General features: G+C 69.5%; 26 protein-coding genes and 1 pseudogene. 13 read left to right on the top strand and 14 right to left on the bottom strand.

Features of this window, described 5'->3' with window-relative positions; translation table 11 throughout:
• Positions 1-83: 83 nt before the first annotated feature.
• Positions 84-1,160, bottom strand: a complete 1,077-nt coding sequence (locus AB4Z18_RS13150; protein ID WP_441783183.1) for a LacI family DNA-binding transcriptional regulator — start codon at positions 1,158-1,160, stop codon at positions 84-86.
• A gap of 116 nt (positions 1,161-1,276) precedes the next feature.
• Here AB4Z18_RS13150 and AB4Z18_RS13145 point away from each other — a divergent pair, with 116 nt between their 5' ends.
• From AB4Z18_RS13145 to AB4Z18_RS13130, 4 genes are all read left to right on the top strand, one after another.
• Positions 1,277-2,200, top strand: a complete 924-nt coding sequence (locus AB4Z18_RS13145) for a carbohydrate ABC transporter permease (RefSeq protein WP_441783182.1) — start codon at positions 1,277-1,279, stop codon at positions 2,198-2,200.
• Complete coding sequence (locus tag AB4Z18_RS13140; RefSeq protein WP_441783181.1) at positions 2,200-3,147, top strand: carbohydrate ABC transporter permease; 948 nt, start codon at positions 2,200-2,202, stop codon at positions 3,145-3,147. The genes AB4Z18_RS13145 and AB4Z18_RS13140 overlap by 1 nt, the downstream gene beginning before the upstream one ends.
• 38 nt (positions 3,148-3,185) lie before the next feature.
• Positions 3,186-4,535 carry an ABC transporter substrate-binding protein gene (locus tag AB4Z18_RS13135; RefSeq protein WP_441783180.1) on the top strand — a complete coding sequence of 450 codons (1,350 nt, stop codon included), beginning with the start codon at positions 3,186-3,188 and terminating at the stop codon, positions 4,533-4,535.
• A 71-nt stretch (positions 4,536-4,606) separates the two neighbouring features.
• Positions 4,607-6,376 (top strand): glycoside hydrolase family 35 protein, encoded by a 1,770-nt coding sequence (locus tag AB4Z18_RS13130; RefSeq protein WP_441783179.1) that lies wholly within the window; start codon positions 4,607-4,609, stop codon positions 6,374-6,376.
• Between the two features lie 4 nt (positions 6,377-6,380).
• Here AB4Z18_RS13130 and AB4Z18_RS13125 read toward each other — a convergent pair whose 3' ends face one another.
• Both AB4Z18_RS13125 and AB4Z18_RS13120 read right to left on the bottom strand, forming a co-directional pair.
• On the bottom strand, positions 6,381-7,142 hold the full coding sequence (locus AB4Z18_RS13125) for a COG4705 family protein (RefSeq protein WP_441783178.1): 762 nt from the start codon (positions 7,140-7,142) through the stop codon (positions 6,381-6,383).
• Positions 7,143-7,206: 64 nt separating this feature from the next.
• Entirely contained in the window at positions 7,207-7,824 is a 618-nt protein-coding gene (locus AB4Z18_RS13120) for a TetR/AcrR family transcriptional regulator (protein WP_441783177.1), read from the bottom strand.
• Positions 7,825-7,926: 102 nt separating this feature from the next.
• On the opposite strand from AB4Z18_RS13120, the gene AB4Z18_RS13115 reads away from it, so the two are divergent.
• The 3 genes and pseudogenes from AB4Z18_RS13115 to AB4Z18_RS13105 all read left to right on the top strand — a co-directional run bounded on the left by AB4Z18_RS13115 (position 7,927) and on the right by AB4Z18_RS13105 (position 11,238).
• Positions 7,927-8,925, top strand: a complete 999-nt coding sequence (locus AB4Z18_RS13115) for an NADP-dependent oxidoreductase (RefSeq protein ID WP_441783176.1) — start codon at positions 7,927-7,929, stop codon at positions 8,923-8,925.
• Positions 8,926-8,982: 57 nt separating this feature from the next.
• Positions 8,983-9,836 (top strand): annotated as a pseudogene (locus AB4Z18_RS13110) (alpha/beta fold hydrolase).
• Positions 9,837-9,873: 37 nt separating this feature from the next.
• Positions 9,874-11,238: a GH1 family beta-glucosidase gene (locus AB4Z18_RS13105; RefSeq protein ID WP_441783175.1), complete on the top strand. Its 1,365-nt coding sequence runs from the start codon at positions 9,874-9,876 to the stop codon at positions 11,236-11,238.
• A gap of 24 nt (positions 11,239-11,262) precedes the next feature.
• On the opposite strand, the gene AB4Z18_RS13100 is transcribed toward AB4Z18_RS13105, so the two are convergent.
• Positions 11,263-11,517, bottom strand: coding sequence for a DUF3072 domain-containing protein (locus tag AB4Z18_RS13100; protein ID WP_441783174.1), 255 nt, complete (start codon positions 11,515-11,517; stop codon positions 11,263-11,265).
• 109 nt (positions 11,518-11,626) lie between these two features.
• On the opposite strand from AB4Z18_RS13100, the gene AB4Z18_RS13095 reads away from it, so the two are divergent.
• Positions 11,627-11,821 (top strand): hypothetical protein, encoded by a 195-nt coding sequence (locus tag AB4Z18_RS13095; RefSeq protein WP_441783173.1) that lies wholly within the window; start codon positions 11,627-11,629, stop codon positions 11,819-11,821.
• A gap of 79 nt (positions 11,822-11,900) precedes the next feature.
• Entirely contained in the window at positions 11,901-12,338 is a 438-nt protein-coding gene (locus tag AB4Z18_RS13090; protein ID WP_441783172.1) for a VOC family protein, read from the top strand.
• Positions 12,339-12,371: 33 nt separating this feature from the next.
• On the opposite strand, the gene AB4Z18_RS13085 is transcribed toward AB4Z18_RS13090, so the two are convergent.
• From AB4Z18_RS13085 to AB4Z18_RS13075, 3 genes are read right to left on the bottom strand one after another with little or no spacing between them, the layout of a single operon-like run.
• Entirely contained in the window at positions 12,372-12,902 is a 531-nt protein-coding gene (locus AB4Z18_RS13085; protein ID WP_441783171.1) for a hypothetical protein, read from the bottom strand.
• Positions 12,903-12,952: 50 nt separating this feature from the next.
• The gene (locus AB4Z18_RS13080) at positions 12,953-13,228 is read right to left on the bottom strand and encodes a hypothetical protein (RefSeq protein ID WP_441783170.1); all 276 of its coding nucleotides are present in this window, start codon (positions 13,226-13,228) and stop codon (positions 12,953-12,955) included.
• A 39-nt stretch (positions 13,229-13,267) separates the two neighbouring features.
• Positions 13,268-13,885 (bottom strand): TetR/AcrR family transcriptional regulator, encoded by a 618-nt coding sequence (locus AB4Z18_RS13075; protein ID WP_441783169.1) that lies wholly within the window; start codon positions 13,883-13,885, stop codon positions 13,268-13,270.
• 73 nt (positions 13,886-13,958) lie between these two features.
• Here AB4Z18_RS13075 and AB4Z18_RS13070 point away from each other — a divergent pair, with 73 nt between their 5' ends.
• Positions 13,959-14,411, top strand: coding sequence for an SRPBCC family protein (locus AB4Z18_RS13070; RefSeq protein WP_441783168.1), 453 nt, complete (start codon positions 13,959-13,961; stop codon positions 14,409-14,411).
• 4 nt (positions 14,412-14,415) lie between these two features.
• Here AB4Z18_RS13070 and AB4Z18_RS13065 read toward each other — a convergent pair whose 3' ends face one another.
• Together AB4Z18_RS13065 and AB4Z18_RS13060 are read right to left on the bottom strand one after the other, a co-directional pair.
• Complete coding sequence (locus AB4Z18_RS13065; RefSeq protein WP_441783167.1) at positions 14,416-15,288, bottom strand: class I SAM-dependent methyltransferase; 873 nt, start codon at positions 15,286-15,288, stop codon at positions 14,416-14,418.
• 38 nt (positions 15,289-15,326) lie between these two features.
• A complete protein-coding gene (locus AB4Z18_RS13060; protein WP_441783166.1) occupies positions 15,327-16,295 on the bottom strand; it encodes a DMT family transporter in 969 nt (322 codons plus the stop codon).
• 68 nt (positions 16,296-16,363) lie between these two features.
• On the opposite strand from AB4Z18_RS13060, the gene AB4Z18_RS13055 reads away from it, so the two are divergent.
• A complete protein-coding gene (locus tag AB4Z18_RS13055; protein ID WP_441783165.1) occupies positions 16,364-16,918 on the top strand; it encodes a CGNR zinc finger domain-containing protein in 555 nt (184 codons plus the stop codon).
• Between the two features lie 335 nt (positions 16,919-17,253).
• On the opposite strand, the gene AB4Z18_RS13050 is transcribed toward AB4Z18_RS13055, so the two are convergent.
• The 3 genes from AB4Z18_RS13050 to AB4Z18_RS13040 all read right to left on the bottom strand — a co-directional run bounded on the left by AB4Z18_RS13050 (position 17,254) and on the right by AB4Z18_RS13040 (position 20,730).
• Positions 17,254-18,573, bottom strand: coding sequence for an NtaA/DmoA family FMN-dependent monooxygenase (locus tag AB4Z18_RS13050; RefSeq protein ID WP_441783164.1), 1,320 nt, complete (start codon positions 18,571-18,573; stop codon positions 17,254-17,256).
• Between the two features lie 9 nt (positions 18,574-18,582).
• On the bottom strand, positions 18,583-19,959 hold the full coding sequence (locus AB4Z18_RS13045; protein ID WP_441783163.1) for an O-acetylhomoserine aminocarboxypropyltransferase/cysteine synthase family protein: 1,377 nt from the start codon (positions 19,957-19,959) through the stop codon (positions 18,583-18,585).
• 78 nt (positions 19,960-20,037) lie between these two features.
• Positions 20,038-20,730: a DUF1345 domain-containing protein gene (locus AB4Z18_RS13040; protein ID WP_441783162.1), complete on the bottom strand. Its 693-nt coding sequence runs from the start codon at positions 20,728-20,730 to the stop codon at positions 20,038-20,040.
• Positions 20,731-20,861: 131 nt separating this feature from the next.
• Here AB4Z18_RS13040 and AB4Z18_RS13035 point away from each other — a divergent pair, with 131 nt between their 5' ends.
• Both AB4Z18_RS13035 and AB4Z18_RS13030 read left to right on the top strand, forming a co-directional pair.
• Positions 20,862-22,754, top strand: coding sequence for an FAD-binding monooxygenase (locus tag AB4Z18_RS13035; protein ID WP_441783161.1), 1,893 nt, complete (start codon positions 20,862-20,864; stop codon positions 22,752-22,754).
• A gap of 42 nt (positions 22,755-22,796) precedes the next feature.
• Positions 22,797-23,720 (top strand): MBL fold metallo-hydrolase, encoded by a 924-nt coding sequence (locus AB4Z18_RS13030; RefSeq protein WP_441783160.1) that lies wholly within the window; start codon positions 22,797-22,799, stop codon positions 23,718-23,720.
• A 10-nt stretch (positions 23,721-23,730) separates the two neighbouring features.
• On the opposite strand, the gene AB4Z18_RS13025 is transcribed toward AB4Z18_RS13030, so the two are convergent.
• Together AB4Z18_RS13025 and AB4Z18_RS13020 are read right to left on the bottom strand one after the other, a co-directional pair.
• Positions 23,731-24,513 (bottom strand): hypothetical protein, encoded by a 783-nt coding sequence (locus AB4Z18_RS13025; protein WP_441783159.1) that lies wholly within the window; start codon positions 24,511-24,513, stop codon positions 23,731-23,733.
• Entirely contained in the window at positions 24,510-25,178 is a 669-nt protein-coding gene (locus AB4Z18_RS13020; RefSeq protein ID WP_441784005.1) for an IclR family transcriptional regulator, read from the bottom strand. The genes AB4Z18_RS13025 and AB4Z18_RS13020 overlap by 4 nt, the downstream gene beginning before the upstream one ends.
• Positions 25,179-25,225 lie beyond the last annotated feature (47 nt).

Here is a 25,225-nt window from a genome sequence, read left to right as displayed (position 1 = left end):
ACGCACCGCGGTGCCGACGGAGATCCTGACCGATCGGGTCAGGTTCTCCTACGGAAGGTGGCCGATCTCCGACGATGGCGGGGTCACTCGACGCGGGCGGCGGCGCCCGCGGCGTCCGGCGGCGGCGCCGTGCTCGCCCGCACCACCAGGCGGGTGTCCATCACCGAGGAGCGCACCGGCTCGGGGCGGCCCTCGATCTCCGCGATCAGGAGCTCCAGGGCGCGGCGGCCGATCGCCTCGAACTGCTGGTGGATGGTCGTCAGCGGCGGCCAGAAGGAGTCGGACTCCGCCATGTCGTCGAACCCGACGACGCTGACGTCCTCCGGAACCCGGCGACCGGCCTCGTGCAGCGCGCGGAGCACGCCGAGCGCCATCTGGTCGTTGCCCGCGAAGACCGCCGTGATCTCGGGCCGTGAGGCGATCTCCTGGCCGTGCCGGTATCCGGCGGCGGTCGACCAGTCGCCGGGGAAGACCTCGGGCACCGGCGCGCCGGCCTCCTCCAGTGTGCGCCGCCAGGAGGCCTCGCGGCGGGCGGCGGAGTACGAGTCCGCCGGACCCGAGATGTGCCACACGGTGCGGTGGCCGAGTTCGAGCAAGTGCTGCGTCGCCTGGCGCGCCCCCTCCGCCTGGTCTGTGTCGACCTGCGGGTAGTCGGAGCGCTCCGTGGAGTCGACGACGACGACGGACAGGCCCGGCGGGAGCTCGACGTCGGAGCGGTCGACGATGTGGGCCTCGATGACGACGATGATGCCGTCGACCGCCTGCTCCAGCAGGCGGCCGAGAGCGACGCTCACGTCCTGCTGGGTCGGGCGTTCGACCGGGACGACGGTGATCGAGTAGCCGGCCGTCGCGGCGGAGACGGCGATGGCATCCAGCGTGCGCATGTTGCCGTACGACGAGAGGGTGAACATGACGACGCCGATATTGCGGAACTGGCCCGAGCGGAGGGCGCGGGCGGCGCGGTTGGGGCGGTAGCCGAGCACCTGCATGGATGCGAGGACCCGCTGCTTGGTGGACTCCTCCACATTGGTGAGCCCGTTCGCGACGCGGGACACGGTCTGCGTGGAGACGCCGGCGTGGAGCGCCACGTCTCCCAGCGAGGGTCCGCGTTTGCGCTTCGCCGATGGAGCGGACGGCGTATCGGCGAGCGAGTCGGTCATGGTCTTCACATTCTCCGGGGGAACACGGCCTTGCGCCATGTTGACGTCAACATGTTAGAGTAGCCGACACGATGTTGACGTAAACATCGACACTCGATCTCCAACACGAGGAAGACATGACAACGACGTCTCTTACGCAGACGACCACGTCCGGCGCAGCACGCGGCCCCCGCCGCACCCGCCGCGACTGGCGCGGCTGGGCCTTCGTGGCACCCTTCATGGTCGTCTTCGCGGCGATGATCATCGCACCCGTGGTCTACGCGATCTACCTCAGCCTGTTCCGTCAGCAGCTGATCGGAGGCAACGCCTTCGTCGGTCTCGGCAACTACGTGGCCGTGCTTCAGGACGAGAAGTTCTGGGCATCCCTCGGCCGCGTCTCCCTCTTCCTGGTCGTCCAGGTACCCGTGATGCTGGCGCTGTCGCTCACCGCCGCTCTCGCCCTCGACAGCGCTCGCCTCCACGGCACCGGGTTCTTCCGGATCGCGCTCTTCCTGCCCTACGCCGTCCCTGGCGTGGTGGCCGCACTGATCTGGGGATTCATCTACGGCGACCAGTTCGGCCTCACCGCAAGCCTCAACCAGCTTCTCGGAACGGGGCTCGCGCCCCTCAGCGGCCAGTGGGTGCTCGCCTCCATCGGCAACATCGTCACCTGGGAGTTCATGGGCTACAACATGCTCATCTTCTACGCGGCGCTGCGCGTCATCCCCGGCGAGCTCTACGAGGCGGCCGAGATCGACGGCGCCGGCGCGTTCCGGACGGTGTTCAGCATCAAGCTGCCCGCCATCCGCGGCGCGCTGGTGATCGCCACGATCTTCTCGATCATCGGCAGCTTCCAGCTCTTCAACGAGCCGAACCTGCTCAAGCAGCTGGCCCCGAACGCGATCAGCAGCTACTTCACCCCGAACATGTACGCCTACAACCTCTCGTTCGCCGGCCAGCAGTTCAACTACGCCGCGACGGTCGCGATCGTGATGGGCGTCCTCACGGCGGTCATCGCCTATGTCGTGCAACTGCGCGGCACCAGGAAGGAGGTCCGCTGATGGCCGCGGTCACCGACACCAGAAGCACACCGACTCGCAAGTCGACCCGTAAACCGCCTTCGAGGGCCGCCGCGCGCGTCCGCGCAGGAGCCTCCTCCGAGCGCCGGGTGCGCAAGTCGCCCGTCCTCACGGCCGTGATGGTCCTGTTCGTCATCTACTCGTTCGTCCCGCTGATCTGGCTCTTGGTGAACGCGACGAAGAGCCAGCCGGACCTCTACTCGTCCTTCGGACTCTGGTTCGGCAAGGACTTCAACCTCTTCCAGAACATCGCGGATCTGTTCACCTACCGCGGCGGCATCTTCGTGCAGTGGCTCGGCAACACCCTCCTCTACGTCGTGGTCGGCGCGGGCGGGGCGACACTGCTCGCGACGGTCGCGGGCTACGGCCTCGCGAAGTACAACTTCCCGGGCAAGCGTGCCGTCTTCGCGGTCGTGCTCGGTGCGATCGCCGTCCCGGGGACGGCGCTGGCGGTGCCCACGTTCCTGATGTTCAGCCAGGCCGGGCTGACGAACACGCCGTGGGCGATCATCCTGCCGTCGCTGATCAGCCCGTTCGGGCTGTACCTGATCTGGACCTACACGACCGAAGCCGTCCCGACCGAGCTGCTGGAGGCGGCGCGGATGGATGGGGCCGGCGAGTTCCGCACGTTCTTCACGATCTCGCTGCGACTCCTCGCACCTGGGATCGTGACGGTCGCCCTGTTCGCGATCGTCGCCACCTGGAACAACTACTTCCTGCCGCTCATCATGCTCAGCGATCCGACCTGGTACCCCCTCACGGTCGGCCTCAGCCAGTGGAGCGCGCAGGCGACAGGGGTCGGCGCCCAGCCGATCTTCAACCTCGTGATCACCGGATCGCTCGTCACGATCGTCCCGATCGTGGCCGCGTTCCTGGTGCTCCAGCGCTACTGGCAGTCGGGCCTGGCCGCCGGAAGCGTCAAGCAGTAACCCGCAATCGCACTCCACAAAGAAGTGAAAGGAAGCTCATGAAGAGCACACTCGTGTCCCGGCGGATCGGCCGGATCGTCACGGCGGCGGTGGTCGGCGTCGTCGCCGCAGCCACGCTCGCCGCCTGCTCCGGCGGCGGCACCTCGTCGAGCGGCGGAAGCGCCAGCGACATCGACGCAGCCCTCAAGCAGGGCGGGACGATCACCTACTGGTCGTGGACGCCGTCGGCGGAGGCGCAGGTCGCCGCGTTCGAGAAGCAGTACCCGAAGGTGAAGGTGAAGCTGGTCAACGCCGGCACCAACACCACCGAGTACACCAAGCTGCAGAACGCGATCAAAGCCGGATCCGGCGCACCGGATGTGGCCCAGGTCGAGTACTACGCCATCCCGCAGTTCGCGCTCTCCGACTCGCTCGTCGACCTGTCGCAGTACGGCTTCGACAAGCTGAAGGGCGACTACACGCCCGGCCCCTGGGGTTCGGTGAACGTCGGCGGCAAGCTGGTCGGCCTCCCGCAGGACTCCGGCCCCATGGCGATGTTCTACAACAAGACGCTCTTCGACAAGTACGGCATCGCCGTCCCGAAGACCTGGGACGAGTACGTCGCCGCTGCGCAGAAGCTGCACGCCGCCGACCCGAACGCCTACATCACCAGCGACTCGGGTGACTCCGGCTTCACCACTTCAATGATCTGGCAGGCCGGCGGCCGGCCGTTCTCCGTCGACGGCACCAAGGCGACCATCAACCTCCAGGACGAGGGCACCAAGAAGTGGACGGCCACCTGGGACAAGCTAGTCGAGGGCAAGCTGCTCTCCACCGTCCCCGGCTGGAGCGACGACTGGTTCAAGGCGCTCGGCAACGGCTCGATCGCGACCCTCGTGACCGGCGCGTGGATGCCGGGCGTGCTGGAGTCCTCTGTGAAGGACGGCGCCGGCCAGTGGCGCGTGGCGCCCATCCCCACCTACGACGGGACCGCGACGAACGCCGAGAACGGCGGCGGCGGGCAGGTCGTGCTCAAGCAGAGCAAGAACCAGGCGCTCGCGGCCGGCTTCCTGAAGTGGCTGAACAACGACGAGGACAGCATCAAGGTCTTCCTGCAGTCCGGCGGTTTCCCGTCGACCACGAAGGACCTGAACTCGTCCGACTTCCTCGCAACGGCTCCCGACTACTTCGGCGGCCAGAAGATCAACGAGGTGCTGGTGGATGGCGCCAAGAACGTCTCCACCGGGTGGCAGTACCTGCCCTTCCAGGTCTACGCGAACAGCATCTACGGAGACACCGTCGGGCAGTCGTACACGTCGAACACCAGCCTGAACCCGGGCTTGCAGGCCTGGCAGAAGGCGCTGGTCGACTACGGCAACCAGCAGGGCTTCACCGTCACCGGCAAGTAGCACGACCGTGGCCGGCCGCGTATCGCGCGGCCGGCCACGCCGTTCCCTTCACCAGATTTTTACGGAGAACCATGACCACGTTCGAGATCGCGGGAGACGACTTCGTCCTCGACGGCGAGCCCCACCGCATCCTCTCGGGAGCGCTGCACTACTTCCGGGTGCACCCGGACGACTGGGCGGACCGCATCCACAAGGCGCGCCTGATGGGGCTCAACACGATCGAGACCTACGTGCCGTGGAACGCTCACGAACCGCAGCCGGGTCAGTGGCGAGCGGACGGGTGGCTCGACCTCGACCGGTTCCTGCGCGCGGTGGCCGACGAGGGGATGCACGCCATCGTGCGCCCCGGCCCGTACATCTGCGCCGAGTGGGACAACGGCGGACTTCCGGCGTGGCTGTTCACCGACCCGGAGGTCGGGATCCGGCGTTCGGAGCCGCACTTCTTCGCCGCGGTGACGCAGTACCTGCAGAACGTGCTCAACATCGTCCGGCCGCTGCAGGTCACGCAGGGCGGCCCGGTGATCCTGGTGCAGGTGGAGAACGAGTACGGCGCCTACGGCGACGACAAGGCGTACCTGCAGCACCTGGTCGACGCGATCCGGGATGCGGGCATCGACGTCCCCCTCACCACCGTCGACCAGCCGCAGGACGACATGCTCGAGAACGGGTCGCTCCCGGGCCTGCTGAAGACCGCCTCCTTCGGGTCCCGCTCGCGCGAGCGCCTGACGACGCTTCGCCGCCACCAGCCGACCGGGCCGCTGATGTGCTCGGAGTTCTGGGACGGCTGGTTCGACAGCTGGGGCGGCCACCACCACACGACGTCGGTGGAGGAGTCGGCGGCCGACCTGGATGCGCTGCTGGCGCTCGGCGCCTCGGTCAACCTCTACATGTTCCACGGCGGCACGAATTTCGGCTTCACGAACGGCGCCAACGACAAGGGCGTCTACCAGCCGATCGTGACCAGCTACGACTACGACGCTCCCTTGGATGAGGCCGGCGAGCCCACGGAGAAGTTCTGGGCGTTCCGCGACGTGATCGCGAAGTACGCGACCGTGCCTTCTCTTGAGCCCGTCGCCGTGGCTGCCGCGCCCGCGTTCACGGTGCCGTTCGATGCTGCCGTCCCGCTATGGGCGGTCGCCGACCGGCTGGGCGAGTGGTCGCACACCGACTCCCTCCCGAGCTTCGACGAGCTGGGCCACTACAGCGGTCTGGGCCTGTACAGTACGGAGATCGACACGACCGAACCGGCCGTGCTCGAATTCGGCGAGGTGCGCGACCGCGCCTACGTCTCGGTCGGCACGAGCCGCCTCGGCGTGCTCGCCCGCGACCACCACGACTCCGCGATCGCGCTCTCCCCCAGCCGCGGCAAGCTCACCGTCCTGGTCGAGGACCAGGGCCGCGTCGACTACGGCCCCCGCATCGGCGAGCCGAAGGGCCTGATCGGCCCGGTGCAGCTGAACGGCGAGGAGCTGCGCCGGTGGAGCGTCCTGCCGTTGGAGCTCTCCTCGATCGAGCCGGTGCGGGATGCGCTGGCCGCGGCCGCCGCGACCGGCCCTGCGCCCGAGCGCCTCGCGGGACCGGTGTTCGCGCGCGCCGTCTTCGACCTCGACGAGCCAGGAGTGCTGTTCCTCGACACGACGAGCTGGGGCAAGGGCGTCGCCTGGATCAACGGCTTCAACCTCGGCCGATACTGGACCCGCGGGCCGCAGGAGACCCTGTTCGTGCCGCGCGGAGTGCTGCAGCCGGGACGCAACGAGCTCATCGTGCTCGAGCTGGAGTCCGCCGCCGAGGCGGTCGCCGCGTTCGTCCCCGAGCCGCGGCTCGGCCACACCGAGGTCTAAGCGCTCAGGAGGCCGGCTCAGCCGCCTGCGGGAGCGCGGCGGCCGCGGCGCGATGGCGTCTGCTGAGCACCGCGACGCAGACGACGATCGCCGCCAGCAGCACCAGACTGACCGGACCCGTGCCCAGGGCGAGGCCACCGCGCTCATGCGACACCGCGAGGCCGTCGGCGACCGACGCCCCGAACGGCCGGGTGAGGACGTACGAGGTCCAGAAGGCTGCCGTGGCGCCGAGCCCCCACCACCGGTAGGCGACGCCCGGGAGAGCGAACAGGATGCCGAAGACCAGCGCCGACGCGAAGTAGCCCAGCCCGAAGGTCACGGCCGTCAGGTCGCCCAGCGCCGTTCCTAGCGCGAAGGTCCCGAGCACGGCGCACCAATAGAACGCCTGCCGCGCGCGGGTATCGATGCGATGCACCGAGAGGGTGCGCTGCGTCGCGTACCAGAGCACGAAGACCGCGGCGAGCGCCACCGCGAAGACGGCGGTCGACACCAGGTACGGGACGCCGAGCTCGACGTGCAGCACGTCGGCGACCATCGTCCCGAACACCGCCACCATCAGCACCGCGAACCAGTACACCCACGGCACGTAACGCCGCACGGCGAACTGCAGAGCGAGCGCGACCACGAGCAGCACGAAGGCGCCGCCGACCGCCACGAAGGGGTCGATCGTCTTCACCAGGAAATCGGAGGCCGTCTCACCCATCGCGGTCGTCAGCAGCTTGGTCACCCAGAACAGGGCGGTGACCGCCGGCACCGTGTTGCGCATCCCCTCAGCATCGCGGACGGGCGGGCCGCCACCCTGTGCGGTGGGGCCGAATGCGTGAGAGCCCTCAGAGGAACGACCGGTGGTCCAGGATCACCCGGACCTGCTCACGGATGTCGGCGCACACCTCCGCGTCGGTGGATTGCAGATGCAGCGGCGACGCCAGGCTGATGAACATCGCTGCCGAGATCGCTCGGGCGAGGAGGGCGGCATCCTCGGCAGGGATTCGTCCGTCGCGACGCAGGATTTCAACGTAGGCATCGTCCACCCGCTGAATGAGCTCCAGCCCTACGCGGTGGTACGGCTCTTCGGGGTCGCCGAACACGAGCTCGCGCAGGTAGATCCGGCCATTGTCGATCTGGCGACGGTTGCACTCGACGATGGGCTGCACGATGGCCATGACCGCGTCGATGGGCGACGTCTCCGTCGCGGCGGCGGTCACTCCGGCATCGATCGCTTCGGCGTAGTGGGTGTTCTGAACGAGCAGCAGAAGCTCGGCCTTGCTCTTGGCATAGAGGAACAGCGTGCCGGTGCCGATGTCGGCCGCGTCCGCAATCTGCTGCGTCGTGACCTCGTCGACGCCGTGGCGGTCGAACAGCTCGGCGGCCGCAGCGGTGATGCGGTCGAGTTTCTGCTGCTTGTTGCGCTCGCGGCGACCGAGCGGGGAGGGCTGTGTCGCGGTCATCAGAACCCCAGCGTACCGCATCCATGGTTCTAATCATTTGCGACCGTACTCAAAAGTGAGTACAGTCATATCTTGCAACTGAGGAGTGAGGCGCAAGGACGTATGAAGGCATTCAGGATCGACCGGTACAAGGGCGAGATCAGAGAGGCGGAGGCCCCCGAGCCCGTCGTGGGAGAGCGGGATGTGCTCGTGAACGTGCACGCGGCCGGGGTGAATCACCTCGACACCATGCTGGCGCGCGGCCAGTTCTCGGCGACACTCCCCTACGAACTGCCGCTCACCCTCGGCCACGACGTCGCCGGTGTGGTCGAGCGCGTGGGACCGGGAGTCACCCGCTTCGCGGTCGGCGACGAGGTGTTCGCCCGGCCCGCCGACCTCCGCATCGGCACGTTCGCCGAGCGCATCGCGATCGCCGAGCAGGACGTCGCGCTCAAGCCGACGACGCTCACCATGACCGAGGCAGCATCCCTGCCGCTTGTCGCCCTGACCGCGTGGCAGGCGTTGGTGGAGCGCGCGGACGTGAAAGCGGGGCAGCGCGTGCTGATCCACGGCGGAGCGGGTGGCTTCGGTTCGATCGCGATTCAGCTCGCGAAACATCTCGGAGCGTTCGTTGCCACGACCGCGAGCGGCTCGAACGTCGAGTGGCTGAAGCAGCTGGGTGCCGACGAGGTGATCGACTACCGCTCCGAGGACTTCGAATCTCGGCTGCACGGCTACGACCTGGTCATCGACACCGTCGGCGGCGCGAACCTCGAGAAGTCATTGCGCGTGCTGCGTCCGGGAGGCCGGGCGATCAGCCTCGTGGGTCCGCCCGACCCGGGCTTCGCGCGGCAGCTCGGACTGAACGCCGGCCTCCGACTGGCCATGCGCGGGCTCAGTGCGCAGATCCGCCGGCAGGCACGACGACTCGACGTCGACTACTCGTTCCTCTTCATGCGTGCGGACGGCGCGCAGCTCGCCCACATCGCGGCGCTCGTCGACTCGGGTGCGCTGCATCCGGTGATCGGCCGGGTCCTCCCGTTCGCCGAGACCCCCGCCGCCCTCGCCGCCGTCGAGGCCGGCGGCTTCCGCGGAAGAGTCGTCGTGAGCCTCGTCGGCTGACGACGGTACCGCCCGAACCGCAACCGCAACCGCATCCGCAACCGGAAAGGCGAACTCATGAGCACCGAAGAACCCGTCAACACCTCCTACGCGAAAGCTCCGAACCAGACCCTCACGACCGGAGGAACCTCCTTCGCCTACCGGGAACTCGGGCCGAGGGGCGGCGTGCCCGTCGTCTTCCTCGTGCATCTGGCCGGGACCCTCGACAACTGGGACCCCCGCATCATCGAGCCCATCGCCCGCAACCGCCACGTCGTCGCCTTCGACAACGTCGGCGTCGGCGCCTCGTCGGGGACCGTGCCACGGACCATGAAGAGGCCGCCGACGACGCCTACCGCTTCGTCACCGCTCTCGGCTTCACCACCATCGACGTCTTCTCGTTCTCCATGGGTGGGATGATCGCCCAGGATCTGGTGGTGAAGCACCCGGGACTGGTGCGGAAGCTCGTGCTCACGGGCACCGGCCCGCGGGGCGGCAAGGACATGGACAAGGTGGTCGGCGTCACCTACTACGACACCCTCCGGGCGGTGCTGGCCCGCTCCGATCCGAAAGAATTCCTCTTCTTCAACCGGGACGCCGTAGGCAAGCGCGCCGGCAAGGAGTTCATCGCACGGCTTCAGGAGCGCACCGTCGACCGCGACGCGCCCATGCACCTGAAAGGGTTCCAGACGCAGCTGCGCGCGATCCAGCGCTTCGGCCGGTCGGCGCCCTCCGACCTGTCCGTGTTCACGATGCCGACGCTGATCGCGAACGGTGACAACGACCGCATGGTGCCCTCAGTGCTCTCGCACGAGCTGCACAGCCGCATCCCCGGCTCGGAACTGATCATCTATCCGAACTCCGGACACGGCGCCATCTTCCAGTACCACGCCGACTTCGCACCCGTCGCTGTCGAGTTCCTCGGTCACTGAGCGGATACTCTCCAAGGAAACCCAAGGAGCAGTGACAATGCGCAGAAGCGACCTTCCCGACGGCTTCGTCGTCGGAACGGCCACCGCGTCGTACCAGATCGAGGGCGCCACGCGGGAGGACGGTCGCGGCGACAGCATCTGGGACACGTTCGCCCGGCGCCCAGGCGCGATCGCCGACGGCAGCACCGGCGACGTCGCCGACGACCACTACCACCGGTGGGCCGAGGACGTCGCGCTCATGGGCGACCTCGGCATGGACGCGTACCGGTTCTCGATCGCGTGGCCGCGAATCCAGGCCGACGGCCGGGGCGTGCCGAACAAGGCGGGCGTCGACTTCTACCGTCGGCTGGCTGAGTCCCTTCTCCAGCGCGGCGTCACCCCGTGGGCGACGCTGTACCACTGGGACCTCCCGCAGGCGCTTGAGGACCGCGGCGGGTGGCTCGACCGCGACACCGCGTTCCGCTTCGCCGACTACGCGCACGAGGTCGCCGACCGGCTCGGCGATGTGATCACCGACTGGATCACCCTCAACGAGCCGTGGTGCTCGGCGTTCCTCGGCTACGCCAGCGGGCACCATGCCCCCGGCCGCACTCTCGGCTCACGCGCGGCGCACGCGGGCCACCATCTACTCCTCGGTCACGGCCTCGCCCTCGAAGCGCTGCGCGACGCGCGACCGGAGGCGCGGGTCGGCACCACGCTCAACCTGTACTCGGTGCAGCCGGCCGGCGACTCGGACGGGGATGCCGATGCCGCCCGCCGCATCGACGGTCTCAGCAACCGGTTCTTCCTCGACCCGGTGCTGCGCGGCGCATACCCCGAGGACGTCCTCGAGGACCTCGGCGAGACCCGATGGTTCGCCGAGCACGCCACCGAGGAGGACCTGCGCCGCATCTCGGCGCCGATCGACTTCCTCGGGATCAACTACTACAGCCGCCACACGGTCGCGTCCGGCTCGGCTCCGGCGGAGGGCGCCCCGGCGAGCGCCTACCCGGGCAGCGAGCATGTGCGTTTCGTCGCGACCGGCGCCCCGGTGACCCAGATGGGCTGGGAGATCCACCCCGACGGGATGCTCGACGTGCTGCGCCAGGCGCACGAACTGGCACCCGACCTCCCGCTGTACATCACCGAGAACGGGGCCGCATATCCCGACCGCGTGGATGCGGACGGCGAGGTCGACGACCCGGCGCGCGTCGACTACCTCCAGGCGCACTTCGAGGCCGCGCGCGACGCGGTCGACGCCGGGCTGCCGCTGCGGGGCTACTTCATCTGGTCCCTGATGGACAACTGGGAGTGGGCGTGGGGATACTCGCGCCGGTTCGGGATCGTCCACGTCGACTACGCGACGCAGAAGCGCACTCCAAAGCGCAGCGCTCGATGGGTGGCCGACTTCCTCCGGTCCTGACCGCCGGTCGGCCGCCGAGGCCGCTCAGCTCTGGCCACGTCCGGTCTTCTGCTGCAAGCGGTCGATCTCGCTCGAGGCCTGCGCCTTGGTGAGGTCCGCGGGGAGCTCTTCGCCGGCCTCCCGGGCCAGGGTGTCCAGGTAGCTGCGCTGCGAGGCGGTCATCGGCTCGTCGCCGGTGACCCACTCGGACGGGTCCTTGCTCGCCGGGTTCGCCTCGTCTCCTCCGCGGGCGCCCAGCACGTCGTCGGGGCCGTTCGTGGTGTCGCTGGTGTCGGTCATGCCGGGCACAGTACGCCGGGCCGCCGACACTGTCATTGCCGCGGGAGCCGGGCATGCCGTAGCGTGCGGCGCAGATCGGCTCGCCGTCGAGCCGGGGAAGCAGGTTCCGATGTTGATCACGGGCTCCTCGCAGACCGATTTCGCCGCCGCCCTCCAGGACGCGATGGGCCAGCAGCCCACGCAGGGCGATGTCCCGCGCCGCTACGAGGTCGTGCGGGCGTGGGTCGACACCGGCGGGATCGTCGGCACCTGGTTCCGGTGCGAGGTCGCTGTGACCGGACCGGACGTCCCCGGCGACGACTGACACCGACCCCAACGGGCGCGCACGACATCAGCCGGGAACGGCGCGGACAGCCCGCCCTCCGTTACGATGGGAAGCACTGATGGCCATCAAACTGGACAACGTCGGCATCGCCGTCCGCGACATCGAAGAGGCGATCTCCTTCTTCACCGAACTCGGCCTCACCGTCCTCGGCCGCGACACCGTCAGCGGTGAGTGGGCGGATACTGCCGTCGGCCTCGACGGCAACCACGCCAAGATCGCGGTGCTGCAAACGCCAGACGGCAATGGTCGGCTCGAGTTCTTCGAGTACATCCATCCGGATGCCATCGAGACCGCGCCGACCCTTCCCAACGACGTCGGGATGCACCGCGTGGCGTTCAGTGTCGACGACATCGACGAGTCCCTCTCCATCGCAGCCAAGCATGGCTACTTTCCGCTTCGGGGCGTGGCCACCTACCAGGACTTCTACAAGCTCACCTACCTCCGGGGGCCCAGCGGGATCCTGGTGATGTTCGCTCAGCAACTGAGGCCGATGTGAGCGGCTGAGCCGCTCGTGCCGCTGGGGCGGCCGTCAGCGACGCAGCACGCTGGGGCGCGGCAGGTCGAGCTCCTCAAGCAGGTCGCCCAGCATCCGGTCGAGCTCGAACCCGGCCTGCGTGATCTTGTTGTTGCCGAAGCTGCCGAGCCGGCTGCTCGGCTGATCGACGCTGAGCACGGTGCCGCCGGCCTTCGTCGCGTGCAGCTCGACCCGGAGGGGCGTGTACAGCAGCGCACCGGGATCGTGGCGGAACATCCTGGCCGCGGTCGAGTAGTCGCCGATCAGGTAGACCGCGCTCGGGATGTCCGCGCCGCCCACCCGCATCACCGGTGTCGGGTGATCCGTCCAGAACCGGACGAACCGGTGGATGCCCGGGCCCGCGGTCTCCAGCGACAGCCGCCGCCAGTCCGCGCCGGACGACAGCAGCTCGCGCAGGCGAGCCACATCCAGCGGCGGCACCTCAGCCTCGAAGGCGCGACGCAGCGTGCCGAACGCGACCGCGGCCTCCAGCTCGATGCGATTCACCGAAACGGGGATGATGCGCTCAGTCGCGGGGACGGCCATTCGACCATTCTCGCCCCGCGCCGTCCGGCAAGGTGGTCAGCCCAGCCCGGTCACCCCAGCCCGGTCACGCCCCGCTTCGGCGGCACCTGCGGGAGGTCGTCCGACGACCCGTCCGCTCCCAGCTGGGCGACGTGCGCGCGTTCGCGCTCCAGCGTGTCGGTCTCGGCCGTGCCGTACCGGGAGGGATCGGGACGGTCCTCGTCCTCTTCGACGGTCAGCAGACCGTCCGGGTCCTTCGGGTCGCGGACGCCCGTCAGGCGCACATCCATCGTCGACTTGTCCTCATCGTGACCGCGCCGTTCGGCGTCTGCGCTCGTGGCATTCATGCACCCACCATCGGCGCGCGCCCGGCCGACGGCAAGGGGTCAGGCCGGACCGGTCCGGGGAATCAGGAGGGAGTCCACCGCCGCAAGCGCGCTCGCGCGAGCCGCGGCGACGATGTCCGAGCCGGCGAATCCACCCCCGGTGGAGGCCCCCAGCGCCGCATTGATGCTGAGTATCGCCATCCGCAGCCGCAGAGCCGTCTCTGCGTTTCGTTCGGGCAGGAGTTCGGCGAGAGCATCCGAGAGGTCCGTCAGCGCACTGCCGATGCGCCGGGGGCCACCGCCCTCCAGCGTCCGGGCCAGCAACGGGTTGGCGGCGAGGAAGCGTAGCCCGCGCAGCTTGTCCTCCGAGAAGGAGTCGATCCAGCGCAGCACGGCCGCACGCACCAGCTCGGGTGTCCGCGGTTGCTGCCGAACCCACTCCACGAGGTCTTCCGCCTCGTCGCCGCGTTGGTCGAACAGCGACCGCACGATCTCGGCCTTGCCGGAGAAGTGGTAGTACAGCGACGCCTTCTTGATCCCCAGCTCTTCGGCGATCTCCCGCATGGAGGTGGCCTCGTATCCGCGAGTAGTGAACAAGTCGAGAGCGACGCGACCGATCTGGGCGCGGGTCTCCTCTCCGGCTCGTCGCTGACCGGCGGCGGATGGTGCGGACGTCATGGCGGCAGCTTACCGCCCGTTGCCTACCTACCGGTAGGTAGGCTAGATTGACCGGGTCAGCCAAGGAGTCACCATGAGCGATTACTCGACCACACGCGTGTACCCGTACGCCATCCAGGAGGTGTGGACCGTCCTGACGGACCCCGAGTATGTGGCCCAATGGACCACCACCGGCCGCGGCGGACGCCCGGAAGGATTCGCCCCCATCCCCGGCACGGAGTTCGCCCTCGTCGGCAAGCCCACGATCGGATGGGCGGGCATCGTCTACTGCGAAGTGATCTCGGTCGACGCGCCCCGGTCGCTCAGCTACACCTGGAGAGGCGACAAGGACTCCGACGACCTCACCCGGGTGACGTATCGGCTGGAGGAGGTCCCCGACGGCACCCGCTTCACGTGGCAGCACACCGGCTTCACCGGTGTCGGCGGGTTCGCCATGTCCCGGCTGCTGTCGAGCGTCAGGGCGAAGATGCTCTCCGAAGGCGTTCCCCCGGTGCTCGCCGCGTACCGCGCACGCCGTACAGCCTGAGGAATCAGCCTGGAGATGAGGCCGGTTTCGTGGCTCGCAGGGTGTAGCTGAGCGGCGCCACCCCGTCGAGCGCCGCGAGGGCGAACTCGCCATCGGGCCGAGCGACCATCTGCCCGGGCAGCGCCTCCCACGGCACACTGTCGTGCTCCACGAGCAAGTCGATACGCAGCCCCGCAGCGATGAGAGCGGTGACGATCTCGCCGAGCGAATGGTTCCACTCGTACGTGCGGGTGGCGGTGATCGGCCGCCGGGCTTCCACGTACGTGGTGTCCGAATCCCACTCCAGAGGCTCCTGCTGCTCGAAGTACGGGAACCGCAGGTGCAGGTCGTCGCCGAGCCGCTCATCGGTCGACCAGAGGATGGGATGGCCCTCCCGCAGGAACAGCGAGCCGCCCGGCGCGAGCAGGTCGGCGACGACGGCAGCCCAGGGCTGGATGCGCGGCAGCCAGCACAGCGCGCCGACGCCCGTGTAGACGAGGTCGAACGACCCCGGCGTCAGCACCTCGGTGGCGTCGTAGACGTCGGAGACGACGAAGTCCACGTCGTCCCCGGTATCGGCGACGAGCCTGCGTGCCTCTTCGATCGAGACGGACGAGAAGTCGAGACCCGTGACCTGCGCACCAAGGCGGGCAAGCGACAGGGTGTCCGTGCCGATATGGCACTGCAGGTGGACCACCCGGAGGCCCTCGACCGAACCGAGCCGCGGCAGATCGAAGCGGACGACGCCGGAGATCGCCGCGCGGTCGTCGATGTAGTGCGACACCTGGTAGCCGTGCGGGCCGCGGTCGGCGTGCGCCGACGCCCGGTCGTCCCAGTTGGCCCGGTTCGCCTGCGCGTATTCGGACAGGCTGTGCTCGGATCTGCCGTGCTCGGACATGCTGCCGCCTTCCGCCCGGCGGCGCCGAGCCTGCCAGCCTAGCGCAGCGTCCGCTCGCGCTGGCGGGCGCGCGGCTCGGACGCAGCTCCTACTGCCGGGTCGCCGCGGTCGGCACGGACGAGCGCGATCCCGCCCAGGATGAGCACACCTCCGAACAACTGCAGCAGGGTGAGGCGTTCGCCGAGCAGCAGCCAGGCGTAGAGGGTCGCGGCCACTACCTCCAGCAGTCCCGTGAAGGACGCCAGCCGCGAACCGAGAAGCTCCGTCGCGGTGATGCTGGCGGCGTAGGCGATCGCGGTCGCGAACACCCCGACGATCGCGAGGGGCACCCACCAGGCCGTGTCCTGGCCGAAGAGCGGCACGTCCGCGAAGCTCACCGTCACCGGAAGCAGACCGGTCGCGCCCACCGCGGCAAGCGCGATCGCGCCGATCAGCAGGCCGCCGGACGCCAGCGCCACGGGCGGAAGTCGGTCGCTCGGCCGGGCGGCGATGACGTAGAAGGCGGCGCAGCCGACCATCGCGATCACCGCCAGAATCAGGCCGAGCGGATCGAGACCTCCGGACCCGTCGGGCGAGACGACGAGGACGAGCCCTCCGACCGCGACGACCGACCCGATCAGCACGACCGCGCGCGGCGCCTTCCTGCTGAGCGCCCAGGCCACGACGACCAGGAGCACCGGGGCGAGGTACTCGACGAGGATGCCGGTGCTGACCGGGATGCGCTGGATCGCCGCGAAGTACAGCACCTGCGTGCCGGCCACCCCGACCAGCGCCATCCCGAGCAGACGCCAGCGACCGCGCCACACCGCGGCCCAGCGTCCGCGGACGGCGACGAGAGCGAACGGAAGCAGCACGAGGCCGCCGATCAGGGCGCGCGCGGTGACCGCGGCGACCGGTGACCATCCACTTTCCAGCAGCGGTTTGATGAAGGCTCCCGACATCCCGAAGGTTGCGGCAGCCACCACCGCGATGAGAAGGCCGACGGAGGTCGGGTGCCGGTGCGTCATGGGGTCACCTGTCAGGGTTGAGAGGGATGATGGTCCTGACGCTACTGCGCCTCTAGTAAGGAGTCAACTTGCATTTTGCCCCTGACACAGTGGATGCGCTGGAGTTCGCCGTCAGGCTCTGCGACAGCGACCCGGGCGCGACCCGTAGCGGCGAGGACGAGCTCGTCACGACCGAACAGCTCGCGGCGCTGCTCACGGCGAGCCGCTACTCGGGTCGCGTCGACGGCGACGAGGCCGAACTGCGGGACGTGCGGGCAACCCGCGAACGCTTGCGGCTCACCTGGGCGCTCGACCGGGACGCGGCCGCGCTGGAGGTGAATGCGATGCTCGCCGAAGCCCGCGCGCTGCCCTACCTGATGCGGCACGACGGATTCGACTGGCACCTCCACGCGACTGCCCAGGATGCCCCGCTCGGCGAACGCATCCGCGTCGAGGTCGCGCTCGCCCTCGCCGACGTCATCCGCTCGGACCAGATGGACCGCCTGCGCGTCTGCGCCGCCGACGACTGCACTGGTCTGGTCTTGGACCTGTCCCGTAACGGCTCGAAGCGCTTCTGCAGCGTCCGCTGCGGGAACCGGGTGAACATGATCGCGTTCCGGGCGCGCCAGGAGCAGGCCGGGTAGGGCGCGCGCGGGTCCTGTTTTCAGGACAATCCGCGCCGCCGGCGCCCTGTATTCAGGAGTCTCGGGGCCGCACGTGCAGCCATGTCCCGTTTTCAGGACATGGCTGCACCAGGAGCCCGGAAAGTCCTGAAAACAGGACCGCCCGCACGCGAATCGCAGGGAACGGGACGCGTGCAGGCTCCGCGCGAAACGGACACCGAAGGGTCCTGTTTTCAGGACGCGGGGATGCCTCCAGACCTGAATTCAGGAGAATCGGCGGGGAGCGTGCAGCCATGTCCCGTTTTCAGGACATGGCTGCACGAGGAGCCCGGAAAGTCCTGAGAACAGGGCCCGGCTCAGAAGTCGGACAGGTTGCCCCGGATGCCGCCGTTCCCGAACTCGGTGCGCAGGATCCCGCGACGCCGCAGCACCGGGACGAGCTCGTCGAGGTAGCGGTGCAACGTCACCGGGTGCAGGTCGCCGGAGAAGATGAAGCCGTCGTTGTCGGCCTCCTCCCCCAGTTGCTCGATGAAGTCGGCGATCTGCTCGGCCGTGCCGACGAATCCCGCGCGGTCGGCGATCCGGCCCTTCACCACCTTCGGCGCGACGAGCTCGCGCAGCGTCACACCCCCGCGGACACCCTGCTTGCCGAACAGCCCCTTGATGCTGCCCTGCGAAACGTGGTCACCGAAGACGGAGACGTCGAACGGCTCGTCGAGGGAGAACGTCGTCAGGTCGGTCTCCAGGTCGCTCGACTGCCCGGCCAGCTCCCGGTACAGCTCCTCGTCGGTGGGATGCTTCGACGCCTCCACGACGCGGCGCGCCTCCTCGTCGCTCGACACCACCTCCGGTTTGAACACGAACAGCACCTTGATCGAGTCCGGGTTGCGCCCGGCGGCGATGGCCGCCTCGCGCACCTTCGCCCGGTAGTCCCGAATGCTCTGCGCGTCCAGCGGGGCCAGCGCGAGCTGCACGTCGGAGTGGGTGCCGGCGAAGGCGATGCCCCGCGGCGAACCGCCCGGCGAGACGATGGCAGGGTCGCCGTCGGTGAACGGCACGGCGTTGAGCGGGCCTGCGAGCCGGAAGTACTCGCCGTCGTGCTCGAACGGACGGATCCGGGAGCCGTCGGCGAAGTGCCGGGTCGCGGCGTCCTCGATGAGGGCGTCGTCATCCCAGCTGTGCCACAGGCGGCGGATGACGGTGAGCCACTCCTCCGCACGGTCGTAGGCGGCATCGTGCGACAGCTGCGGCAGCCCGAGGTGCCGGGCGCTTCCCACATCCGTGACAACGTTCACGCCGAACCGGTGCCCGCTCAGGTGGTGCAGGCTCGCGAACTGGCGCGCGGCGACGTACGGAGGGTAGGCGCCCGCGTTGATGGTCGGCGCGACGCCGAGGTGACGGGTGGCATCCAGAAGGTACGGCGAGAGGATGAGCGGGTCGTGCTTCGGTCCGCCGTACGCCTCGCGGACGCGGAGGTCGAGCGTGTCGGGGAACCCCAGCGAGAGCGCGTCCTCGATGATGACCAGGTCGAGGCCCGCCTGCTCGAGTTCGCGGGCCGACTGCTGGTACAGGTCGGGACGCTTCCAGTCGTAGCCCCACTCCCAGTACGGGCGACCCCACCCCTGAGGGCCGAAGCCGCGGCTGAAGAACCAGCCGAAATGCTGAAGACGTGCCATGGTGTTCTCCTACCGTCCCGCGCCGACGGCATCGGGCACCGTCACATCCGGCACCGTCACATCCGGCGCCGTCACATCGGGCACCGTCACATCCGGCACCGTCACATCCGCCGCCACCACCGCCGCGATCCCCCGGGCGAGGTCGGCGATCAGGTCGTCCACATCCTCGAGCCCGATCGAGAGCCGAAGCAGCCCGCCGCCGATCCCCGTCTCCTCCCGCACCTCGGCCGGGAGGTGCGCGTGCGTCGTCGATGCGGGGTGAAGGATGAGCGAGCGCACATCGCCGACGTGCGTCATGCGGCTGAACAGGTCGACCGCGTCGTAGAAACGCTCCGCCGCGGCGGCGCCCCCTGCGAGCCGGAAGCCGAGTACCGCGCCCTGCCCGCGGGGAAGGTAGCGCTGGGCGAGCGGGTGCGAGGGATGCGACTCCAGCCCCGCATAGTCGACGCGCGTGATCTCCGGCTGGGTCTCCAGCCAGCGCGCCACCGCGAGAGCCGTGTCGGACTGGCGCTGCACCCGCAGCGACAGCGTCTCCACGCCCTGCTGGATGAGGAACGCGTTCATCGGCGACAGCACCGGCCCGAACAGGGACGCCACGACCGAACGCGAGAACGCCGTGTAGGCCGCAGCCCCGTGCACCTGCACGTAGCTCGCGCCCTCGAGCCACTCGTCCGGCCCGGTCAGGTGGGCGAACGGCGAGGTGGACCAGTCGTAGCTGCCCTGGTCGACGACCACACCGCCGAGCGTGGACCCGTGGCCGCCGAGGTACTTGCTCGCCGAATGCACGACGATGTCGGCGCCGAAGTCGCCTGGACGCAGAAGGTACGGGGTCGCGAGGGTGTTGTCGACGACGAACGGGATGCCGTGCTCGTGGGCGACGTCCGCGACCCCGGCGATGTCGAGGATGTCGGTCCCCGGGTTGGCGATCGACTCGCCGAACAGGACGCGGGTGTTCGGGCGGATGCGGCGCCGCCACTCCGCGAGGTCGGCCGGGTCGTCGACGAACTCGAGCTGGATGCCCAGCCGGCGCAGTCCGTTCTCGAACAGTCCGCGGGTGCCCGAGTAGACGTTCTGGGCGGAGAGGATGTGGTCGCCCGCCTGCACGAGGCCGAGGAGGGCGACCGTCAGGGCGGCCTGCCCACTGCCGACCGCGATCGCCTCGCGGCCTCCCTCGAGCGCTGCCACGCGGCGCTCCAGGGCGGCGGTCGTCGGGTTGCCTGAGCGGCTGTAGGTGTAGCCGGCCTCGCCTCCGCCGAAACGTCCCTCCGCCTGGGCGAAGCTGTCGAACTCGAAACCCGCGGTCAGGTAGATGGGGGTGACCCGGGCGCCGTGAGCGGCATCGCGGGCCTCTCCCGCATGCACCTGGGCTGTGCTGAACTCCGACATTCCCCTATGGTGCGGCACCACTCCCGCTCAGAAGCCTTCTATTGCGGAAAGCTACGCGGCGGCTGTCGGTCGTGGGGATCAGTGGTGCGCCGTGAGCGTGTTGAGCGCGAGCACGATGATGGCGCCGTTGTAGAAGAAGCTGAGGATGGAGTGCTTGGTCACCGACCAGCGCAGCGACGGCGACAGGATCACGGCGTCGGAGGTCGCGAACGAGGTGCCCACCGTGAAGGCGAAGTACACGAAGTCGCTGAGCCGAGGCGTCGCTCCCCCGGGGAACTCCACGACCGGCCGCAGCGCCCGGCAGTGCCGGCGATAGTAGAACTGCGCGTAGCCCCACTGCAGCAGCAGCCACGACAGCAGCATCGCGCAGGTCCCCACGACATCGGAGACGGTATCCCGGGCGGCATTGCTGTACACGGCGCTGACCTCGACGGCGCCCGCGATCCCGCAGACGCTGGCTATGACCGTGGACGCTGCGCCGACGAACTGAGCCACCCAACTGACGTACAGTGGCGGCGGATGCTGGGGCGACCGCGTGCGCGGCCGTCGCGCGATCAGGGTGATGGCGACGGCGACAGCGATCACATAGAGCAGGGCGATCACGCTCCACTCCGCCAGCAGTTCGACCGTCCTCGTGGAGTCGGGCTCCACCAGGAGAGCGACGCCGAGCACGACGAGGGCCACCTGGATCAGCAGATTGGCGCTCAGGATGACGTGCAGCAGGAGGCGACCCAACGTGCGACGGGTGAGGAGAGCGGGGAGGACGGCCATGTGACTTAGAGACGTCGTTGGGTCGCCGTTCATGACGCGGGCGCGCGGGAATGGCGGATCGGCTACCATGGAGAGCGATATGCGAACGTGGTGTTCGCATAATGAACGACCCACAACGAAGTGAGGACCCCGTGCAGTTCCACCACCACGGCTACGTCTCCGGCGATCCGCGCATCCACGAGCCCGCAGGCACCGGGATCGACCGCCCTGCCGAGCTGCCCGACGAGGTCGATGTGCTCATCGTCGGCACCGGCCCGGCCGGCATGATCGCCGCGGCCCAGCTCGCGCAGTTCCCAGACGTCGTCACCCGCATCGTCGAGCGGCGGCCCGGCCGGCTGGCGATCGGACAGGCGGACGGCATCCAGGCCCGCAGCGTCGAGACGTTCCAGGCGTTCGGGTTCGCCGAGCGGATCATCGCCGAGGCGTACCGCATCACCGAGATGGCGTTCTGGAAGCCGGATCCCGCCGATCCCTCCCGCATCGTCCGCACCGCCCGCCCGGTCGACGACCCGACCGGCGTCAGCGAGTTCCCGCACCTCATCGTCAACCAGGCGCGCGTGCTCGACTACTTCGCCGAAGTCATGGCGAACTCGCCGTCACGGATGACGCCCGACTACGGCTACGAGTTCGTCGGGCTCGAGGTCGGCGAGGGCGAGCATCCCGTCGCCGTCACCCTCCGGCGGACCGCCAGCCCGGACGAAGGCGCCCTCCAGGTCGTGCGCGCCAAATACGTGGTCGGCGCCGACGGCGCACGCAGCAAGGTGCGCGAGGCGATCGGCTGCCACCTCGCCGGCGACCAGGCCAACCACGCCTGGGGCGTCATGGATGCGCTCGCCGTCACCGACTTCCCCGACATCCGCACGAAGTGCTCGATCCAATCGGAAGCGGGCAACATCCTGCTGATCCCGCGCGAAGGCGGGCATCTGTTCCGGATGTACGTGGACCTCGGCGAGGTCGCACCGGAGGACAAGGGCGCCGTCCGCCAGACCACGATCGAACAGATCATCGAGCGCGCGAACGCCATCCTCCACCCGTACACGCTGGACGTGCGCAACGTCGCGTGGCACAGCGTCTACGAGGTCGGCCACCGCCTCACCGACCGCTTCGACGACGTCCTGCCGCACGAACTGGGGATGCGCACGCCGCGCGTCTTCATCACCGGTGATGCCTGCCACACGCACAGTGCCAAGGCAGGCCAGGGCATGAACGTCTCGATGCAGGACGGCTTCAACATCGGCTGGAAGCTCGGCCATGTGCTGGACGGCCGCTCCCCCGAGTCGCTGTTGGCGACCTACTCGGCCGAACGGCAGGTCGTCGCCAAGAACCTGATCGACTTCGACAAGGAGTGGTCGACACTGATGGCGAAGAAGCCGGAGGAGTTCGACAGCCCGTCGGAGCTGGAGGACTTCTACGTGCGCACCGCCGAGTTCCCCGCGGGCTTCATGACCCAGTACTCCCCGTCGCTGATCGTCGGCGAGGCCGCGCACCAGGAGCTCGCGACCGGTTTCCCCATCGGGAAGCGCTTCAAGTCCGCACCCGTCGAGCGGGTCTGCGACGGCAACCCCGTGCAGCTGGGCCACCACGCCCGGGCCGATGGCCGCTGGCGCATCTACGTCTTCGCCGACAGCGCGGCAGCGGGCCAGTCGTCCGCCGTGTCGAACCTCGCCCAGTGGATGTCGACCTCGCCCGAGTCTCCGCTGGCAGCGACCCCGACCGGCGCCGACCCCGATGCCTGGTTCGACGTGAAGGTGACCTACCAGCATGACCACGCCTCGGTCGACCTCGGCGCCGTGCCCGAACTGTTCCTGCCGCGGGTGGGTCCGTTCGGCCTGATCGACTACGAGAAGGTGTACGCCTCCGACCCGGCCGACGACATCTTCGCAGCGCGCGGCGTCGACCGCGACGGCGCGATCGTCGTGGTTCGGCCCGACCAGTACGTCTCGGCGGTGCTGCCGCTGACCGCGACGGACGAGCTGGCGGCGTTCTTCGCTCCGATCCTGGGCACCCGGACGCTGGCCCGCTGACGCGTTCGGGCGGCACGCCCGCCGGCGGTCTAGCCTGTGGGCGTGGCCCCCTTCGAGACGATCGCCGACGGCGTGCACGCGGTGCGCATCCCGATGCCCGGTGGCGGCCTGCCGTACAGCCTGGCGTACCTGGTGGAGGACCACGGCGGGCGGCTGCTGGTCGTGGACCCGGGCTCGCCGACCGACGAGGCCACCGGAAGTCTTCTGGATGCGGTGGATGCGCTGGGCCGCACCCCCCTCGACGCCGCCTCGATCGTGGTGACGCACCTCCACGCCGACCATGCGGGCGGGGCGGCCGCCCTGCGCGCAGCGACCGGTGCGCCCGTGCTGATGCACGCGCGCGAGGCGCAGGCCGTCGAGACGATCGCGCGCGGCCTGCCGTCTCCGGACCTGGACGCGTGGGGCGTTCCGGCCGGCCGGCGCGCAGAACTGCGAGCGGTCGCGTCCGCACCGGTCGGCCCTGCGGTGGCACCGCCGGATGCCGTGCTGACCGACGGCGAACTCCTCGACGTGCCCGGTCGCCGCATCCGCGTGCTCTGGACGCCGGGCCACACACCCGGCCACCTCTGCCTGCACGATGAGGACGCAGGCCTCGTCTTCACGGGCGACCATGTGCTGCCGACCATCAATTCCGGCCTCGGTCTCGGCGGGCCCTCGGCGACGAATCCGGTCGGGGACTACCTCGCCGGACTGGAGCGGATCGGCGCGCTCGACGGCCAGGCCCTTCCCGGGCACGAGCAGCCGTTCGACGGCCTCGCCGAGCGCTGCGCGGCGTTGCGCGAACACCACCTACGGCGAGCGCGCGAGGTCGCCGCGCATCCCGGCGGCACTGTGTGGGAGATCGCGAGCGGCCTGACCTGGACCGGCGGCTGGGATGCGCTGGCCGGCTTCACCCTGCTCTCAGCGCTGTCGCAGACCGCGCTGCACCGCGACTTCGTCGGCCGCGGAGGCCTCCGCTCCGGTTAGGGCCGATCGCTCACTCGAGGGCCAGCACCGCCCGCACGACGGGCACATGGCGGCGGGTCAGGTCGTTCGACCAGGCACCGAGCACGTGCAGGGTCGCCATCCGGAAGACCAGGGCCCGCACCAGGAGATGCCTCCACTCGGGGATGCCGTGGTCGGAAGCGAGACGACCGAGCGGGTAGCCATGCCAGCACGCCGCATCGGCGACGGCGATGGCGCTCGCGTAAGCCGCTGGACGCCAGTAGGGCGCCCAGTCGATGACAGCGGGCGGTCGGTCGTCGGCGAACAGCACGTTGCCGAGCAGATCGCCGTGGATGAGCTGCTCGGGCAGGTGCACCGGGCGGTACGCCGCACGCAGAGCGTCGAGGAGCGCATCCCACGGCCCCTCCTCCTCACCCCAGGCGATCCGGTCGGCGCGGGCCCACGGGAGATCGCGGCGCTCCAGGAAGTCGGGCTTCGGAACGCGAGCGAGCGCCCGGTGGAACGCCTCCCCAGCGCTCAGCACGTCATCCACTCGCGACGGATCCGCCGCTCCTGGGACCCACCGCTGGGCGTGCCAGCCGTCCCGCGTCCACGATCCCCGGTCGTCGCGCAACGGCTCGGGGACGGCGAACTCGGCCGAGCGCTCCAGTCGGTTGAGGACATCGGAGGCCCACTCCGTCTCGCCGAGAGCCTCGGCCGGCCGGAGGACCACCGAGCCGGCCCGCCAGGTGACTCCGCGTCCACCGGCGAGCCGCTCGATCGGCACCTCACCCGCGAATGCCGCCACGACCGCGCCCGGAGGCGGAACCGTCACCGCAGCTCCCCTTCGATGGCCGCGGCCGCCTCGCGCAAGCGGGCGCCGATCGCCTGCGCATCCACGTCGTTCGTGACGTAGACGACGGCGAGCGCGGCCACCGGCTGCCCGGCAGCCTGCACCGGAACGGCGATGGATGCGAGCCCTGCGATGACCTCGTCGTGGCTGGTCGCGTATCCGCGTTCGCGCGCAGCCGCCGCCTCGTCGCGCGGATGCTCCCCGGGGAGCGCCCGCCACTGCGCCTCGGTCAGCGCGGACTGGATGGCGATGCCCGGCGCGCCGGACGCGAGAGGGTGCCGCGTGCCCGGACGCTGGGCCACCGTTGCGTGCGCGTGCGACGGCTCCACCGTCACGAGCGTCACCACGTCGTGCCGGTCGAGCACAGCGAGGAAGGCCGTCATGCTCAACTCGTTGGCGAGGGCGGTGAGCTGCGGCAGCGCGGCCGACTGCAGATCGCGCGACACCGCCCGGGCGAGGGTGGCCATCCGCGGGCCGAGTTCCACGGCCCCGGCCGCATCCCGCACGACGAGCCCGTGATCCTCCAGGGTGCGCAGGATGCGGTAGGCGATCGAACGGTGCAGGCCGAGCCGGGAGGCGATCACCGGGATGGTCAGTGGTTCGCCGGCGTCGGCCAGCAGCTCCAGCATCCGGATGCCGCGTGACAGCGTCTGCAGCGGGGGCGTCTGGGCTGCGGTGGTCTGGGCGGTGGCGG

Origin of the sequence: Leifsonia sp. 2TAF2 (genome assembly GCF_052115085.1) — a bacterium.
In the GTDB taxonomy this organism is placed as follows: domain Bacteria; phylum Actinomycetota; class Actinomycetes; order Actinomycetales; family Microbacteriaceae; genus Leifsonia.
The sequence above is the reverse complement of the archived record's forward strand: the minus strand, read 5'-3'. Positions and strand labels throughout refer to the sequence as shown.